This window comes from Methylobacterium terricola (assembly GCF_006151805.1).
GTDB classification, from domain to species: Bacteria; Pseudomonadota; Alphaproteobacteria; order Rhizobiales; family Beijerinckiaceae; genus Methylobacterium; species Methylobacterium terricola.
This window is the reverse complement of sequence record NZ_VDDA01000003.1, coordinates 145,588-162,154: the sequence shown is the minus strand read 5'-3', so window position 1 is coordinate 162,154 and position 16,567 is coordinate 145,588. Positions and strand designations below refer to the sequence as shown.

The window sequence follows — 16,567 nt, the reverse complement described above, 5'->3', positions numbered from 1 at the left end:
ACGGCCCCGTGCGACGGCGCGAGGCAGGCCCGAATGGGTGCCGGCGCCGATGCGCCGGACGCCTTGGCATCGACGCGTCGATGCCAAGGCGCGAGGGCATGAGGGCCTTGCTCGACGCATCGTGCCTGTGGTCTGGCGCCGACGCCAAGACGCGCCCAGGCCCAGAATCGAGCGGGCACCGAGGCAGTCCCCTACAGGAACGGCGCCGGATCCTTCGGGTCGCGCGCCGGCTTCACGTCGCGCCGGTTCCACCAGCCGCCGCCGAGCGCCTGGAACAGGGCCGCGGTGTCGGCGTACTGGTTGGCCTGGGCCTGCGCCTGGGTCACCACCGCCTGCAGGTAGGCCGACTGGGTGATGAGCAGCGAGGCGCTGCTGACCGCGCCGAGGCCGAACTGCTTGCGCACCAGCTCCACGCTCTGCCGGCTCGCCGAGACGGCGGCGTTGGCGGCGGCCACCGCACGGCCGTCGGCCTGGAGGGCGCGGAGCGCATCGGCGACGTTCTGGTAGGCGGTGATGACGGTGGCGCGGTACTGCGCCTGGGCCGCGACCAGGGTCTCCTCCGCCGCCTGCTGGCGCTTGAACAGCGTGCCGCCGTCGAAGAGCGGCTGGGCCACCGCGCCGGCGATGGTCCAGAGGCTCGCCGCCGGGTTGAGCAGGGCGGCGAAATTGGTCGCGCTGGCGCCGACCGCGCCCGAGATGGTGAATTGCGGCAGGCGGTTCGCCATCGCGACGCCGACCTGGGCGCTCGCCGCGTGCACCGCCGCCTCCGCCGCCTTCACGTCCGGCCGCTGCTCGATCAGCCGCGAGGGCAGGCTCACCGGCAGCGAGCGGGGCAGGTGCAGCGAGGCGAGGGTGAAGGTCTGGCTCACCTCCTCGCTCGGGAAGCGGCCGGCGAGCGCCGTCAGCAGGTTGCGCTGCTGCGCCAGCGCCCGCTGCAGCGGCGGCAGCAATTGCTGCGACTGGGCAAGCAGTGCGGTCTGCTGCACCACGTCGGCGCCGGCGACCTGGCCGGCATTCGACTGCTTGGTGATCAGGTTGAGGAGTTCGGTCTGGGCCTGGATCACCTTCTCGGTCGCGGCGATCTGGGCACGCAGCGACGCCTCCTGGATCGCGGCCGCGACGACGTTCGTGGTCAGCGTCAGATACGCCGCCTCGAGCTGCCAGAGCTGGCCTTCCGCCTGCGCCGCCTGCGATTCCAGCGCCCGGCGGGTGCCGCCGAACACGTCCGGCACGAAGCTCACCGTCACCTGCGGGGTGACGAGGCTGTAGAGCAGCGAATTGTCGTTGAGGGGCGATTGCAGGTCGCCGCCCGGCGCCTTGTTGTAGGAGGATTGCGCCCCGAAGGCGACCTGCGGGAACAGGGCGCCGCGCTGCGCCTCGGTCGTCGCCCGCGCGGCGCGCAAGGTGGCCTGGGCGGCGTCGAGGGTCGGGTTGCGGGCGAGCGCCTCCGCCACCAGGCTGTCGAGGGCGCGGGAGCGGAACAGCGTCCACCACTCGCCCGGCACGTCGCGCCCCTGCGCGAAGGTCTGGCCGATGCCGCCGTTCTTCCGGTCCTGCTCGGTCAGGGCCGGGTTGCGCAGGCCCTCGCGGGTGTAGGCGGCGACCGGCGGCGGCGTCGCGCCCTGGAAGTCGGGCCCGACCATGCAGGCCGAGGCCGAGCCGGCGGCGAGCGCCGCCGCCAGGATGCGGGCGGCGGTGCGGGCGGAGGGGCGCGGCGCGGCACGGTCCCGCGCGTCCTGACCCCGATCACCCTGGCCCGATGCCGCGTCACCCGCGTGCCCGTCCTCCGGCGCCTGGCCGGAAGGCGGCACGGCGATGCGCGGCGGCACCAGGATGGCGGTCGGGAGGCGCAGGCGGGCGCGCATGGACAGGGGCAGCTTCACGTCGGGGGAGGGCACGGCGAATCCGACCTGCATCTCGCTCATTCCGCCGGCTCCGGCTGTCGCGCGGCGGCCACAGGCACGCGCGGACGGTGGCGCGAGAACGCCGCGATCAGCACCGGCAGCACCACCAGGATCAGGATCGGCGCGAGCAGGATGCCGCCCACCACCACCAGCGCCAGGGGCTTCTGCACCTGCGAGCCGATGCCGGTCGAGATCGCGGCGGGTAAAAGGCCGACGCAGGCCGCCACGCAGGTCATCATCACCGGGCGCATCCGCACGTCGGCGGCCTGGTGGATCGCCTCCGCCCGCGCCCAGCCCTCGTCCATCAGCTGGTTGCAGTAGGAGAGCAGGATCACGCCCTCCATGGTCGAGATGCCGAACAGCGCGATGAAGCCGATCGCCGCCGAGACCGAGAACGGCGTGCCGGTGAAGACAAGGGCGAAGATGCCGCCGATCAGCGCCATCGGGATCACGCTCAAGGTGAGCAGGGTGTCGGTGAGCGAGGCGAAGTTGACGTAGAGCAGCAGCGCGATCAGCCCGATCGTCAGCGGCACCACCAGCTTCAGCCGGGCGATGGCGCCCTGCAGGTTGCTGAACTCGCCGACCCATTCGAGGTGGTAGCCGGCCGGCAGCTCGACCTGCTCGGCGACGCGCCGCTGCGCCTCGATCACCGCGCCGCCGAGGTCGCGCCCGCGCACGCTGAACTTGACCGGGATGTAGCGCTCCTGGTTCTCGCGGTAGATGAAGGCCGCGCCGGAGACGAGCTGGACCTGGGCGATCTCCGAGAGCGGCACCTGGATCACGCCGCCGCTCGCCGGCGTCACGCCGACCGTGATGTTGCGGATGGTCTCGAGCGAGCGGCGGTAGTCCGGCGCCAGCCGCACCCGCATCGGGAAGTGGCGGTCGCTGCCGTATTCGTAGAGGTCGCCGGCGGTCTGGCCGCCGATCGCCGCCGAGATCGTGGTGGCGATGTCGCCGGGCGCCAGGCCGTAGCGGGCGGCCCGGGCCCGGTCGATGTCGATGCGCACCGTCGGCTGGCCGAGCGAGGTGAACACCGCGAGGTCGGTCACCCCCGGCACGGTGGCGAGCGCCGCCTTCACCTCGTTGGCGGTGCGGGTGATCTGCTCGAGGTCGGTGCCGTAGACCTTGACCGAGTTCTCGCCCTTCACCCCCGAGGCTGCCTCCTGGACGTTGTCCTGGATATATTGCGAGAAGTTGAATTCGATGCCGGGCAATTCCTCGCGCAGGCGGCCCGAGATCTCCTCGATCAGCGTCTCCTTGGTGACGCCCGGCCGCCACTGGTCGGCGGGCTTCAGCGGCGCGAAGATCTCGACGTTGAAGAACCCGGTGGCGTCGGTGCCGTCGTCGGGCCGGCCCTGGTGCGAGACGACCGTGGTCACCTCCGGGTAGGAGCCGATCAGCTTGCGCATCCGCTCGACGTAGGGGTTGCCCGCCTCCAGCGAGATCGAGGCCGGCATCGTGCCGCGGATGTAGAGGTTGCCCTCCTCCAGCGTCGGCAGGAATTCGAGGCCGAGCGTGCGCATCGCGAGGCCCGTGCAGCCGAGCATCGCCACCGTCACCAGGATCGTCAGGATCCGGTTGTTCAGGGTGAAGCCCTGGAGCGGCCGGAACAGGGCGCGCAGCACCTTCACCACGATGGTGTCGCGCTCCTCGACGTGGTTCGGCAGGATCAGCGCCGAGAGCGCCGGCGACACCGTGTAGGTGGCGATGAGGCCACCGACCAGCGCGTAGGCGTAGGTCTTCGCCATCGGCCCGAAGATGTGGCCCTCGACGCCGGTCAGGGTGAAGAGCGGCAGGAAGCCGACGATGATGATCGAGGCCGAGAAGAAGATCGCGCGGTTCACCTCGCGGGCGGCCGAGGCGATCAGCCCGATCTTGAGCCCGCTGCCGGCTTTCGCCGGCCCCTTGTGCTCGGCGAGGTGGCGGAAGATGTTCTCGACCATGATCACCGTCGCGTCGACGATGAGGCCGAAATCGATCGCGCCCAGCGACAGGAGGTTGGCCGATTCGCCCCGCGCCACCATGATGGCGATGGCGAAACCCAGCGCGAACGGGATCGTGGCGGCGACGATGATCGCGCTCTTGAGGCTGCCGAGGAACAGCCACTGCACCAGGAACACCAGCACCACGCCGAAGACGAGGTTGTGCATCACCGTGTGGGTCGTGGTGTGGATCAGCGCGCTGCGGTCGTAGAGCGGCACCACCTTCACGCCCGGCGGCAGGATGCCCGAGCCGTTGATCTTCTCGATCTCGGCCTCGACCCGCTGGATGGTCGGCAGGCTCTTGCCGCCGCGGCTCAGCAGCACGATGCCCTCGACGATGTCGCCGTTGTTCTCGTGGCCGACGATGCCGAGGCGCGGCGCGTTGCTGACCTGGACCTCCGCCACGTCACGCACCAGCACCGGCACGCCGTTGATCTGGCTGATCATGGTGTTGCGGATGTCGTCCATGTCGCGGATCAGGCCGACGCCGCGCACCACCGCCGATTGCTCGCCGACGTTCAGCGTCTGGCCGCCCACGTTGGTGCTGGAATTGTTCAGCGCAGAGACGAGCTGGACCAGGGTCAGGCCCTGCGCCTGGAGCTTGTGCAGGTCGACCGCGACCTCGAACTCCTTGGTCCTGCCGCCGAAGGCCGAGACGTCGACGACGCCGGGGATCGCCTTGAAGCGGCGCTGCAAGACCCAGTCCTGCAGGGTCTTCAGGTCGGTCGAGGAGAAGCCCGGCGGGCCCATCACCTGGTAGCGCATGATCTCGCCGATCGGGCTCGTCGGCGAGATCTGCGGCTGGGCGTTGTTCGGCAGGGGCTGGAGCTGCGACAGCCGGTTGAGCACCCGCTGCAGCGCCTCCTGGTAGGTGAAGTCGTAGGTGAACTGGATCTTCACGTCCGACAGGCCGAACAGCGAGATCGTCCGCGTCACCGTCGCGTTGGGGATGCCGGCGAGCTGCACCTCGAGCGGGATGGTGATGTAGCGCTCGATCTCCTCGGCCGACTGGCCGGGATTCTGGGTGATGACGTCGACGAGCGGCGGCACCGGATCCGGATAGGCCTCGATGTTGAGCTGCTGGAAGCTGGCATAGCCGATCCCGAGCATCGCCAGGAACAGCAGCAGCACCAGCACCCGTTGGCGCAGGGCGAAGTCGATCAGGCGGTTCATGCGGGCGCAGTCTCCGGGAAGCCGGCGATCAGGAGGCTTTGTCGCCGGAGGCGGCCCGGTCGATGAACAGGCTGCCGCGGGTCACCACGCGCTCGCCGACCTTCAGCCCATCGACCACCTGGACGAGGCCGCCGCCGGTGAGGCCGAGGACGACCTTGCGCGACACGATCGTGCCGTCCGGCCGCTCGACCCAGACCCGCGCGCGGGCGCCCTCGTAGACGATCGCCGAGGCCGGGATCGCCGGGGCGCTCTCGTCGCGGCCGGTGAGGATCGTGAAGGTCGCGAACATCTCGGGCCGGAGCAGGCCCTCGGCGTTATCGATCTCGGCCCGCACCGGCAGGCGCCGCGTCGCCGGGTCGAGGGAGGCCGCCATGTAGCTGATGCGCGCCTTGAACACCCGGTCGGGGAAGCCGATCACGCTGGCCTCCAGCTCCTGGCCGAGCCTGATCCGCGGCACCTCGGTCTCGCGCACGTTGGCGACGAGCCAGACCGTCGAGAGGTCGCCGATGACGAAGGCCGGGTCGCTGCCCGAGCCGAGATACTGGCCGAGACCCACCTTGCGCTGCACGATGGTGCCGGCGATCGGCGCGCGGATCTCGGTCTCCGGGCTCATCACGCCGCTCCGCGCGAAGGCGTCGATCTCCGCATCCGACTTGCCGAGGATGCGCAAGCGGTTACGCACCGCCTGGAGGGCCGATTCCGCCGAGCGCTGGTCGCTCTGGGCGGCGATCACGTCGTTCTGCGCCTGCTGCCAGTCCTTCAGCGCCACCGCCTTGGCCTGGAACAGCTCCTGGAGCCGGGCCGCGACGGTCTGGTTGAGCTTGAGCAGCGCGGAGTTCTTGGCGAGCGCGTTCTGTGCCGCCTGGTAATCGTTGAGGGCGGAGACCATGTCGGCGGCCTCCAGGGTGAACAGCACCTGGTTGGCCTTCACCCGGTCGCCGGCCCTGACCATCACCTTGGTCACCCGGCCGGCATAGGGTGAGTAGACCGGGACGTTGTCGTCCTCGTTGACGCCGATCCGCCCTTCCGCGAAGCCCTCGGGCCGGAACTCCCTCGCCTGCACGGTCTCGATGCCGAAGCTCGCGAGCTGCTGCTTCGAGGGCCGGAAGGTCGGCTCCACGCCGGTCACGCGGGCTTCCGACGCCTGGCCCTCGGCCCCTTCGCCGCGCACCAGCAAAGCTTCCAGGCGCTCGCGCACCGGCGCCAGGGCGGGCACGAACCAGATCGCCAGGCCGCTTCCCGCGACGAGCAGGATCGCGACGATCCAGGCGAGGCCGCGACGCCGCGGCGGCGATTGCTTGCCCGGGGAATCCTTGGTCAGGGAACCCTGAGTCAGGGGGTTGTTGGTGTCCATCGCGCGCCGATCATCCGCCGGGGTGCGGTCGGATCCCGGGGGCCCCGCATGCGGCCGACCCCGTCGACGGGGCGTCCGCTTCGGTCCCGGGCCGGCCGATCGGCCCCTGTCTGTGCCTCATTGCCGAAACCTGCCGGGTGTCCTGCCGTGTCCCTACGTCAGTTCCATGACGGGACGGACGACGGTGCAGGATCCGGGCCGGGGCGCCGCACCTCGCGGACGGCACCTCGTGACCGTCTCTTGGCGAGCAAACCGAAGCCAAGTCAAGGATGCCCGGCCGCGCATCCGCCCCGCGCGAGCCGGCCGCGCCCGACCCTGCCGCAGCGGCCGATGCACCGGGGAAAAGCGTGTTTTTGTCAGCACTTGCTCACGGCGCAAAAATCTTTTGCCGCACCGGGATTAAGCCGTTCGGACGAGGTTCGAGCGGCTCGTTAGACCGTGAGGCATCGGTCCGCCGCCTTGACCTTGCGGATGGCGTGCCCGAGCTTTCCGGGTCCGGCGCGGGCTTCCCGCGCGCAACAGACCCGATGAGCCGAATGTCCGTCCGCGACCCGATTCTCCACAGCGTTCCGATCGCCGAGCTGCGCCCGACCCAGATGACGGTCGGCTACCGGGAAGTGGAGGCGAAGCGCAAGCGCTGGCGCGAGATCGGCGACGACAAGGAACGGGAGGCGTTTCTCGGCTCGCACATGATCCCGGTGCTGCTCGGGCCGAAGAACCGCCGCTACGTCATCGACCACCACCACCTCGCCCTCGCCCTCCACCAGGAGGGCGTCGAGAGCGTGTTCACCACCGTGGTGGCCGACCTGCACCACCTCGAGAAGGACGCGTTCTGGGTCGTGGCCGACCACCGCGCCTGGACCCACCCCTACGACACGGAGGGCGTGCGCCGGGACGTCGGCGACCTGCCCAAGAGCATCGCGGGCCTCGCCGACGACCCCTTCCGCAGCCTCGCCGGCGAATTGCGCCGCGCCGGCGGCTTCGCCAAGGACAACGCGCCGTTCAGCGAGTTCCTGTGGGCCGATTTCCTGCGCCGGAACATCAAGCGCAAGGTCATCAAGGACGATTTCACCGACGCCCTGAAGGAGGCCCTGGTCCTCGCCTGCACCAAGGAGGCGGCGTACCTGCCGGGGTGGTGCGGGCCGCACGGGGATTGAACGCGCGGCGCGAGGCGGGGCCGATCTTGCACGACGATCGCGCCCCGACCGCCGCGGACCGTGTGGGAGCGGCGAGCCCCCTTCGAGCCGCACCTCCTCAGCGCCTTCCTGCTGACGCCGTGCCGGAAGGCGGAGCGCACCCTCCCGGCAAGTTTATTTGCCGCAGCCTCACCCTCAGGCCTAACCTTGCATCGCGGCGCGACGGGGATCGCGCCGGAACGGGGGACCGCCTGATGTTCGAGTCGCTCCTGAAGGGTATCGGCGCCGAGCCGGTCGACAACGAGACCCATTTCTACCGGTTCGATCCCAAGCCCGACATCACCGCCTACGAGCTCGCCCTGATCCTGCGGCGCTTCGGCGCCCTGACGGCGGGCGCCGCGCCGCTGCACGGCGTGATGCTGATGCCGTGGGAGACCCTGGAGGAGGAATACGCCCGGCATTTCGAGCTGGCGCCGCACGGGATGTTCCAGGGCTGACCCGAGGCCCGACCGGCAAGGCCTGACGGCGCGGGCGGGATCCGCGCCGCCGCGGCGGCGCGGCAACACTCGGTTTACCATTCCGTCCGATGGTCGGGGCTGGTGAACGAGGGTCCTACGCAAGCCATGATGTCCCGCGCGGAACGCTCGCATCTCGGCGACTGGTGGTGGACGGTCGACCGGGCGCTGCTCGCCGGCCTCGGCGTCCTGATGACGGCCGGGCTGGTCTTCCTGATGGCCGGCGGTCCGCCGGTGGCCGAGCGCCTCGGCTTGCCGACCTTCCACTTCCTCAACCGGCAGGTGATGTACCTGCTGCCGACGATCGCCCTGATCCTGGCGGTGTCGTTCCTGTCCCTGCGCCACATCCGCCGCATGGCGCTGGTCACCTACGCCCTCGGCATCGTGCTGTGCATCGCGGCGACGAAGTACGGGCCCGAGATCAAGGGCGCGCATCGCTGGATCCAGTTCGGCTCGATCGGCGTGCAGCCCTCCGAGTTCGTGAAGCCCGCCTTCGTGATCCTGGCCGCCTGGGCCTTCGCCGAGGGCGCGCGCCGGCGCGACATGCCGGGCGGCACGCTGGCCGTGCTGCTCCTGCCGATGACGATCGTGCCGCTGATCCTGCAGCCGGATTTCGGCCAGACCATGCTGGTGACCATGGTGTGGTGCGCGATGGTGTTCGTCGCCGGCCTGCACTGGTTCTGGGTCGGCGGGCTCGGAGGCGCCGGCCTCGTCGGCGTGGCGGCGGCCTACGAGTTCCTGCCCCACGTGCGGGCGCGCATCCAGCGCTTCATGGACAAGGATTCGGGCGACAACTTCCAGACCTTCTGGTCGCAGGAATCGTTCAATTCCGGCGGCTGGCTCGGCACCGGCCCGGGCGAGGGCGTCGCCAAGCGCCACCTGCCCGACGCCCATACCGACTTCATCTTCTCGGTGGCGGGCGAGGAGTTCGGCGTCATCATCTGCATCGGCATCGTGCTGCTCTTCGCCTTCATCGTGATGCGCGGCCTGATCCTGGCCCGGCGCAGCGACGACATCTTCTGCCGGCTCGCCATCACCGGCCTCACGGCGCTGTTCGGCCTCCAGGCCTGCATCAACATGGCGGTGAACACCCGGCTGATGCCGGCCAAGGGCATGACCCTGCCGTTCATCTCCTATGGCGGCTCGTCGCTGATCTCGCTCGCCCTCGGGATGGGCTTCCTCGTCGCCCTCACCCGGCGCCGGCCGCGCACGACCCTCCTCAACCGCGACGAGGGCCGGGCGCACTGAGCCGCCCGCCGGCCCTCGCGGCGTGAAGAACCCAAAGGGGTGACCTGGCGGTCCCATCGTGACACATGGGGCCGCCGATCCTGACCGGAGACCGCCTGTCCATGCCCCGCCCCGCCCCGGCCGCCCGATGACCGTCGCCCAGCCCCTCGTCCTGCTCGCCGCGGGCGGCACCGGCGGCCACCTGTTTCCGGCCGAGGCCCTGGCCTTGCGCCTGCGCGAGCGCGGCATCCGGGTCGTGCTCGCCACCGACAGCCGGGTCGCGGCGTTGTCGGGCGAGTTCCCGGCCTCGGAGATCGTGGCGGTCCCCTCCGCCACCCCGTCGAGCGGGCGCTCCCCGTTGCGCCGCGTCTCCGCCTTCGCGACCCTCGGGCGTGGCTTCGCGGCGGCGATCCGCGAGGTTCGCCGCCTCAACCCTGCGGTGGTCGTCGGCTTCGGCGGCTACCCGACGGTCCCACCGCTGCTCGCCGCCCAGATGCTGCGGGTGCCGACGCTCCTGCACGAGCAGAACGCCGTGATGGGCCGGGCCAACGGGTTCCTGGCCCGCGGCGCCACGGTGATCGCCACCGGCTTTCCCGAGGTGCGGGGCGTCCCCGTGAAGGCGCGGGCGCGCCGCGTCCATACCGGCAACCCGGTCCGCCCGGCGGTACTGGCGGCGGCGGCGATGCCCTATCCGGGCGTCGGTCCGGATGCGCCGCTCCAGCTCCTCGCCTTCGGCGGCAGCCAGGGCGCCCGGGTGATGAGCGACGTGGTGCCCGAGGCCGTGGTGCGGCTTCCGGCGGCGTTGCGCGCCCGCCTCACCGTGATCCAGCAGGCGAGGGCGGAAGACCTCGCCCGGGTGCAGGCGCTCTACGAGGGCGCGGGGCTCGCCGCCTTCACGGCGGCGCCGTTCTTCAAGGACCTGCCGGCCAAGATGGCGACCTCCCACCTCGTCGTCGCCCGCTCCGGCGCCTCGACGGTGGCCGAGTTGGCGGTGATCGGCCGGCCGTCGATCCTGGTGCCGCTGCCCGGCGCCCTCGACCAGGACCAGGCCGCCAATGCCGCGGTGCTGGAGCGGATCGGCGCCGCCTTTCCCAAACCACAAACCGACTTCACCCCTGAGCGGCTGGCCGCCGATCTCGGCGGGCTGCTCGGCGACCCCGACCGGCTCGCCAAGGCGGCCGCCGCCGCCAGGGGCGCCGGCCTGCCCGACGCCGCCGAGCGCCTCGCCGCCCTGGTGGTCGAGACCGCTCTCGCGGCCCGCTAGAGCATTTTCCGACGAAGTGGATACCGGTTCGTCGAAGAAAATGCGGCAAAAAAAGAATCAGAGAGCTTCGCGATTCCAGCGCGATCGTGAAGCTCTCTGGCCGTTCACCGATCATGCCGGCCCGCGCGGCCGGCCACCGAACAAGAAGACCAAGAGGACCCCGACTCCATGAAGCTGCCGAACCAGCTCGGACCCATCCACTTCATCGGCATCGGCGGCATCGGCATGTCCGGCATCGCCGAGGTGATGCACAATCTCGGCTACACGGTGCAGGGCTCGGACGCGTCCGACAACGCCAACGTGCGCCGCCTGACCGAGAAGGGCATCCGCACCTTCGTCGGCCACCGGGCCGAGAACCTCGCCGACGCCGCCCTGGTGGTGGTCTCGACGGCCATCCGCCGCGACAACCCGGAACTGGTCTCCGCCCGCGAGCGCCGCCTGCCGGTGGTGCGCCGGGCCGAGATGCTGGCCGAGCTGATGCGCTTCAAGTCCTGCGTGGCGGTGGCCGGCACCCACGGCAAGACCACCACCACCTCGCTCGTCGCCACCCTGCTCGACGCCGGCGAGCTCGACCCCACGGTCATCAACGGCGGCATCATCAACGCCTACGGCACCAACGCCCGCATGGGCGAGGGCGACTGGATGGTGGTCGAGGCCGACGAATCCGACGGCACCTTCCTGAAGCTGCCGGCCGACATCGCCATCGTCACCAACATCGACCCCGAGCACCTCGACCATTTCGGCTCGTTCGACGCGATCAAGGACGCGTTCCGGGCCTTCATCGACAACATCCCGTTCTACGGTTTCGCGGTGATGTGCATCGACCACCCGACGGTGCAGGACCTCGTCGGGCGCATCGAGGACCGGCGCATCATCACCTACGGCGAGAACCCGCAGGCCGACGTTCGCCTGATCGACGTCGACCTGAAGGGCGGCCAGAGCCGGTTCCGGGTGATGATCCGCGACCGCCGCCCCGGCTTCCGGATGGAGATGGAGGACCTGGTCCTGCCGATGCCGGGCAAGCACAACGCGCTCAACGCCACCGCGGCGCTCGCGGTGGCCCACGAGCTCGGCGTGTCGCCCGACGCGATCCGCAAGGCGCTGGCGAATTTCGGCGGCGTGAAGCGCCGCTTCACCCGCACCGGCGAGTGGAACGGCTGCCAGATCTTCGACGATTACGGCCACCACCCGGTCGAGATCCGGGCGGTGCTGAAGGCCGCCCGCGCCTCCACCGACGGCCGCGTCGTCGCGGTGGTGCAGCCGCACCGCTACTCGCGCCTCGCCTCGCTGTTCGACGATTTCTGCACCTGCTTCAACGACGCCGACACGGTGATCGTCGCTCCCGTCTATGCCGCCGGCGAGGCGCCGATCGAGGGCATCGACCGCGACGCCCTGGTGGCGGGCCTCACCTCCCGCGGCCACCGCAACGCCGTGGCGCTGGAGCGCACCGAGGACCTGGCCGGCATCGTCGCCGGGCTCGCGGGGCCGGGCGACTACGTCGTGTGCCTCGGCGCCGGCAACATCACGCAATGGGCCTATGCGCTGCCGGGCGAGCTCGCCTCGATCGGCGAGAAGGCGGCGTGAGGCGCTGACACCCCGATGCGCGGCCCCGACGATCCCGGTACGGCGCGGGCCCGCACTCTCCGGCGGACGCAGACCGATTCCGAACGGGCGCTCTGGTCGCGGTTGCCCGACCGGCGCCTGGCGGAGGCCAAGTTCGTGCGCCAGCGGTCGATCGGCCGCGACTTCGCGGACTTCGCCTGCCGCGAAGCCAAGCTCGTCGTCGAGCGCGATGGGAGCCAGCATGCGGAGAGCGGCTATGACCGTGAACGCGAGGCTTGGCTCGCCTCGCAGGGCTGGCGCGTGCTCGGCTTCTGGAGCGGCGATGTCGCCCGCAACATGACCGGTGTCCTCGAGACCATCCTGGCCTCCATCGTGGAACGCCGCCCCTCCTCCTCTCCCCACGTGCGGCAGGGCTGTTCGGGGAAAGAAAGGGCGCGGGTTTCCCCTCTCCCCGCGGGCGGGGAGAGGGGAAACCCGCATCTTTTCTTGTCCCCGGACAGCCCTGCCGCAGGCGGGGAGGGGCATCCTGCATCATCCCGAACGGAACCATGACCTCCGCCGCCATCCTCGCCGCCCTGGAGCCCGCCCGCTTGCGCGGACGCCTCCTGCCCGACCATCCCCTCGCCGACCTGACCTGGTTCCGGGTCGGGGGGCCGGCCGACGTGCTGTTCACGCCCGCCGACGAGGACGACCTCGCCGCTGCGCTCGCGGCCCTGCCCCGCGAGGTGCCCGTGACGGTGATCGGGCTCGGCTCGAACCTGATCGTGCGCGACGGCGGCGTGCCGGGGCTGGTGATCCGCCTCGGCGGCAAGGCCTTCGGGTCGATCGCCATCGAGGGCGACACGATCCGGGCCGGCACCGCGGTGCCCGACATGAAGCTCGCCCGCGCTTCCGCCGAGGCCGGGCTCGACGGCCTCGCCTTCTACCGCGGCATCCCGGGCTCGATCGGGGGGGCGCTCAGGATGAATGCCGGCGCGCATGGCGGCGAGACCACCGACGTGCTGGTCGAGGCCCGGGCCGTCGACCGCGCGGGGACCCTGCACGTGCTGAGCCACGCCGACATGGGCTTCGCCTATCGCCACTGCGCGGCGCCCGCCGACCTGATCTTCACCCAGGCGACCTATCGCGGCCGGCCCGGCGACCGGGCCCTGATCGAGGCCGAGATGGACCGGGTGACGGCGGCCCGCGAGGCGGCGCAGCCGATCCGCGAGCGCACCGGCGGCTCGACCTTCAAGAACCCGGACGGGGGCAAGGCCTGGCAGCTCGTCGATGCCGCCGGCTGCCGCGGCCTCACCCGCGGCGGCGCCCAGGTGTCGGAGATGCACTGCAACTTCCTGATCAACCGCGGCGGCGCCACGGCGGCCGACATCGAGGGCCTCGGCGAGGAGGTGCGGGCGCGGGTGCGCGAGACCTCCGGGATCGACCTGCACTGGGAGATCAAGCGGGTCGGCGTGCCCGCCCGCTGAGTCGCGAATCGCCCGAGGCATTAACCACCCGGGCGGGCTTCGGCGGCCCGCCGGCCCTGCGACGGGATGACCGGCCTTAACCGAGGCAATGCCGCCACGCCGGCCCCGGGAACCGGATGACCCCGCGACGCGCGCGGCCCCGGTCTGCCCCGGCGGCAGCCGATGCCACGGCTCGCAAGCTCCTGTCAGAGCAAGAACTTCCAGCCAGGAACCGGACCGGGCCCCGGTCGGCCAGGGCCCTCCGGAGGGCCCCGCCGCCGAGCCCCGCCGGGGGAGGCCGCGGGGCCGCACCGGGCCCAGGCCGGGGCGCGATCCCTGTGCGCGGACCGAAAACTTTACCGGATATTTACCAGCGAGTTCGAGAGTTGGCGTTAACGGCGCATCAAGCACTTGGATGCCGGGCGTGAGCCGTGCCGACCCTCGCCGACGACGCTCCGGTCTCCCGACCGGGCGCCGGCGGCACCGGGGGCGACACGGGGCGCGGGCCCGGACGACCGAGGGACGCTTGTCGCGCCGGAGATCGCAGCCCGTGCCGGGTATCGTTTTCGGTGAATTCGTCCGATGGATGGTGGTGGACGCTTCCCTGAGCCGCTGACCGACGCCGGCTATGCCGGCGGAGAGGCCGGCACGCCCGCTCCCCAGCCGGGGACGGCGCCGGCCTGGGGCGCTCCCTCGCGCGATCCGCGCTCGAGCGGGGTCGTGCTGGCGCGCTTCCTGCCGCGGTTCCTGCGCCCGCGCCGTGCCTCGGTGGCGGTGCCGATCGAGCGGCGGATGCCGCGGCATCTCGGGATGGGCCTGGCCTTCGGGTTCTTCGGCCTGGTCGCCGCGGCCGGCTTCGTGTCCGGCGGCGGCTACGCCGAGATCTCGGCCCGCTACGGCACGCCCGCCGACATGGCGGCGCGCAGCCTCGGCTTCGGCCTCGACAAGGTCACGATCACCGGGCTGGTGCAGCTGCGCTCGGCCGAGATCCTGAAGGCCGCCGGCCTCGACCAGCGCAACTCGCTGCCCTTCCTCAGCGTGGTCGACGTGCGCGACCGCCTGTCCACCGTGCCGCTGATCGGCGCGGTCTCGGTGCGCAAGATCTACCCGCGCGAGCTGCTGATCACCCTCACCGAGCGCGAGCCGAGCGCCCTGTGGCAGCGCAACGGCGAGATCGCCGTGATCGCCGCCGACGGCACGGTGATCGACCAGATGCGCGACGGCCGCTTCTCCGACCTGCCGCTGGTGGTGGGCGAGGAGGCGAACCTGCGCACCAAGGACTACCTGGCGCTCCTCGACGCCGCGGGCCCGCTCAAGGCCCGCATCCGGGCCGGCACCCTGGTGTCCGGCCGGCGCTGGACCCTGAAGCTCGACGGCATCGACGTGCGCCTGCCCGAGGCCGGCGCCCGCGACGCGGTCGCCCGCCTCGTCAAGCTCGAGGCCGAGTCGAACCTGCTCGAGAAGGACATCATCGCGGTCGACCTGCGGCTGCCCGACCGGGTGGTGGTGCGGCTGACCGAGGAGGGCGCCGCGGCGCGCCTGGAGGCCCAGAAGAAGCAGAAGAAGCCGAAGGGAACCGAGACATGACCCGCGCGCGAGACGTGACGCCCGCCGGTCTTCCCGGTTCCGCCCGCCCCCTCGATTCCCTGTTCCTGTCCGTGAGCGTCGCGTCATGAGTCTCCTCCAGCACGGTCTCACGCCGCGCTTAAAGCCGCTCTCGGCGCGTCGCAGCGCGACCCTGTCGGTGCTCGACATCGGCACCAGCAAGATCGTCTGCCTCGTCGCCGAGCTGCAGCCGGTCGAGACGCTCGCGACCCTGCGCGGCCGCACCCACCTCGCCCGCATCATCGGCATCGGCCACCAGCGCTCGCTCGGCCTCAAGGGCGGCGCCGTGGTCGATCTCGAGGCGGCCGAGACCGCGATCCGCCAGGCGGTCCACGCCGCCGAGCGCATGGCCCGGGTCGAGGTGCAGTCGGTCATCGTCAGCCTGTCGGGCGGGCGCCTCGGCTCGCAGCATTTCGACGCCAAGGTCCCGGTGCGCACCGGCGCCGTCACCGGCGCGGACGTGCAGCGGGTGCTCGAAGCTGCCAGCACCCACAGCATCAGCCCCGGCCGGGCGGTGCTGCACGCCCTGCCGACCGGCTATTCCCTCGACCAGCAGAGCGCGGTGGTCGATCCCTCGGGCATGCTCGGCGAGCGGCTCGGCGTCGACCTGCACGTCGTCACCGCCGAGATCGCCGCCGCCCGCAACCTGATGCTGGCGGTCGAGAACACCCACCTGCGGGTCGAGGCGGTGATCGCCACCCCCTACGCCTCGGGCCTCTCGGCCCTCGTCGACGACGAGGCGGAGATGGGCGTGGCGGTGGTCGACATGGGCGGCGGCACGACGAGCGTCGGGGTGTTCTCCGGCGGCCACCTCGTCCATTGCGACGCGCTCGCGGTCGGCGGCCACCACGTCACCATGGACATCGCCCGCGGCCTCTCGACCCGGGTGGCGGCGGCCGAGCGGCTGAAGACCCTCTACGGCGCCGCGATGGCGACGGCGTCGGACGAGCGCGACATGATCGCGGTCCACGGCGTCGACGAGGACGAGCGCGACCTGCCGCACCACATCCCGAAATCGCACCTCGTGCGGATCATCCGCCCGCGGGTCGAGGAGGTGCTGGAGCTGGTGCGCGACCGCCTGCGCAACGCGGGCTTCGCCGCCCAGGCCGGGCGCCGGGTGGTGCTGACCGGCGGCGCGAGCCAGCTCGTCGGCCTGCCGGAGGTCGCCCGCCGCATCCTGCAGGGCCAGGTCCGGATCGGCCGGCCGCTCGGCATCAAGGGGCTGCCCGAGGCCGCCAAGGGCCCGGCCTTCTCGGCCGCGGTCGGCCTCCTGGTCTACCCCCAGGTCTCGCATGTCGAGCATTTCGAGCCCCGCGGCCAGACCGGGCATGCGGGTCTCGGCTCGGACACCTACCTCTCCAAGGTCGGACGCTGGATCCGGGAGAGCTTCTAACGGAAT

12 protein-coding genes are annotated in these 16,567 nt (G+C 71.4%); 9 read left to right on the top strand and 3 right to left on the bottom strand.

The window, feature by feature from the left end; all coding sequences use genetic code 11:
• Positions 1-191: 191 nt before the first annotated feature.
• The 3 genes from FF100_RS08095 to FF100_RS08085 are packed head-to-tail and all read right to left on the bottom strand — an operon-like array spanning position 192 to position 6,413.
• Complete coding sequence (locus tag FF100_RS08095) at positions 192-1,925, bottom strand: efflux transporter outer membrane subunit (protein ID WP_246101970.1); 1,734 nt, start codon at positions 1,923-1,925, stop codon at positions 192-194.
• Entirely contained in the window at positions 1,922-5,059 is a 3,138-nt protein-coding gene (locus tag FF100_RS08090; protein ID WP_139035052.1) for an efflux RND transporter permease subunit, read from the bottom strand. Before FF100_RS08090 ends, FF100_RS08095 begins: the two co-directional genes overlap by 4 nt.
• A gap of 28 nt (positions 5,060-5,087) precedes the next feature.
• Positions 5,088-6,413: an efflux RND transporter periplasmic adaptor subunit gene (locus FF100_RS08085; RefSeq protein WP_139035051.1), complete on the bottom strand. Its 1,326-nt coding sequence runs from the start codon at positions 6,411-6,413 to the stop codon at positions 5,088-5,090.
• Between the two features lie 536 nt (positions 6,414-6,949).
• On the opposite strand from FF100_RS08085, the gene FF100_RS08080 reads away from it, so the two are divergent.
• The 9 genes from FF100_RS08080 (at position 6,950) to ftsA (ending at position 16,561) form a co-directional block, all read left to right on the top strand.
• Positions 6,950-7,570, top strand: a complete 621-nt coding sequence (locus FF100_RS08080; protein ID WP_139035050.1) for a ParB-like protein — start codon at positions 6,950-6,952, stop codon at positions 7,568-7,570.
• Positions 7,571-7,803: 233 nt separating this feature from the next.
• Complete coding sequence (locus tag FF100_RS08075; protein WP_139035049.1) at positions 7,804-8,046, top strand: hypothetical protein; 243 nt, start codon at positions 7,804-7,806, stop codon at positions 8,044-8,046.
• A 126-nt stretch (positions 8,047-8,172) separates the two neighbouring features.
• A complete protein-coding gene (locus tag FF100_RS08070) occupies positions 8,173-9,312 on the top strand; it encodes an FtsW/RodA/SpoVE family cell cycle protein (protein ID WP_139035048.1) in 1,140 nt (379 codons plus the stop codon).
• Between the two features lie 127 nt (positions 9,313-9,439).
• Positions 9,440-10,555, top strand: coding sequence for a UDP-N-acetylglucosamine--N-acetylmuramyl-(pentapeptide) pyrophosphoryl-undecaprenol N-acetylglucosamine transferase (locus tag FF100_RS08065; protein WP_139035047.1), 1,116 nt, complete (start codon positions 9,440-9,442; stop codon positions 10,553-10,555).
• A gap of 168 nt (positions 10,556-10,723) precedes the next feature.
• Positions 10,724-12,139 carry a UDP-N-acetylmuramate--L-alanine ligase gene (gene murC, locus FF100_RS08060; protein ID WP_139035046.1) on the top strand — a complete coding sequence of 472 codons (1,416 nt, stop codon included), beginning with the start codon at positions 10,724-10,726 and terminating at the stop codon, positions 12,137-12,139.
• 15 nt (positions 12,140-12,154) lie between these two features.
• Complete coding sequence (locus FF100_RS08055) at positions 12,155-12,670, top strand: endonuclease domain-containing protein (protein WP_139035045.1); 516 nt, start codon at positions 12,155-12,157, stop codon at positions 12,668-12,670.
• Positions 12,667-13,584, top strand: a complete 918-nt coding sequence (gene murB / locus FF100_RS08050) for a UDP-N-acetylmuramate dehydrogenase (RefSeq protein ID WP_139035044.1) — start codon at positions 12,667-12,669, stop codon at positions 13,582-13,584. The genes FF100_RS08055 and murB overlap by 4 nt, the downstream gene beginning before the upstream one ends.
• Positions 13,585-14,145: 561 nt before the next feature.
• The gene (locus FF100_RS08045) at positions 14,146-15,150 is read left to right on the top strand and encodes a cell division protein FtsQ/DivIB (RefSeq protein WP_139035043.1); all 1,005 of its coding nucleotides are present in this window, start codon (positions 14,146-14,148) and stop codon (positions 15,148-15,150) included.
• Positions 15,151-15,235: 85 nt separating this feature from the next.
• Positions 15,236-16,561, top strand: coding sequence for a cell division protein FtsA (gene ftsA, locus FF100_RS08040; RefSeq protein ID WP_139035042.1), 1,326 nt, complete (start codon positions 15,236-15,238; stop codon positions 16,559-16,561).
• Positions 16,562-16,567: the final 6 nt, after the last annotated feature.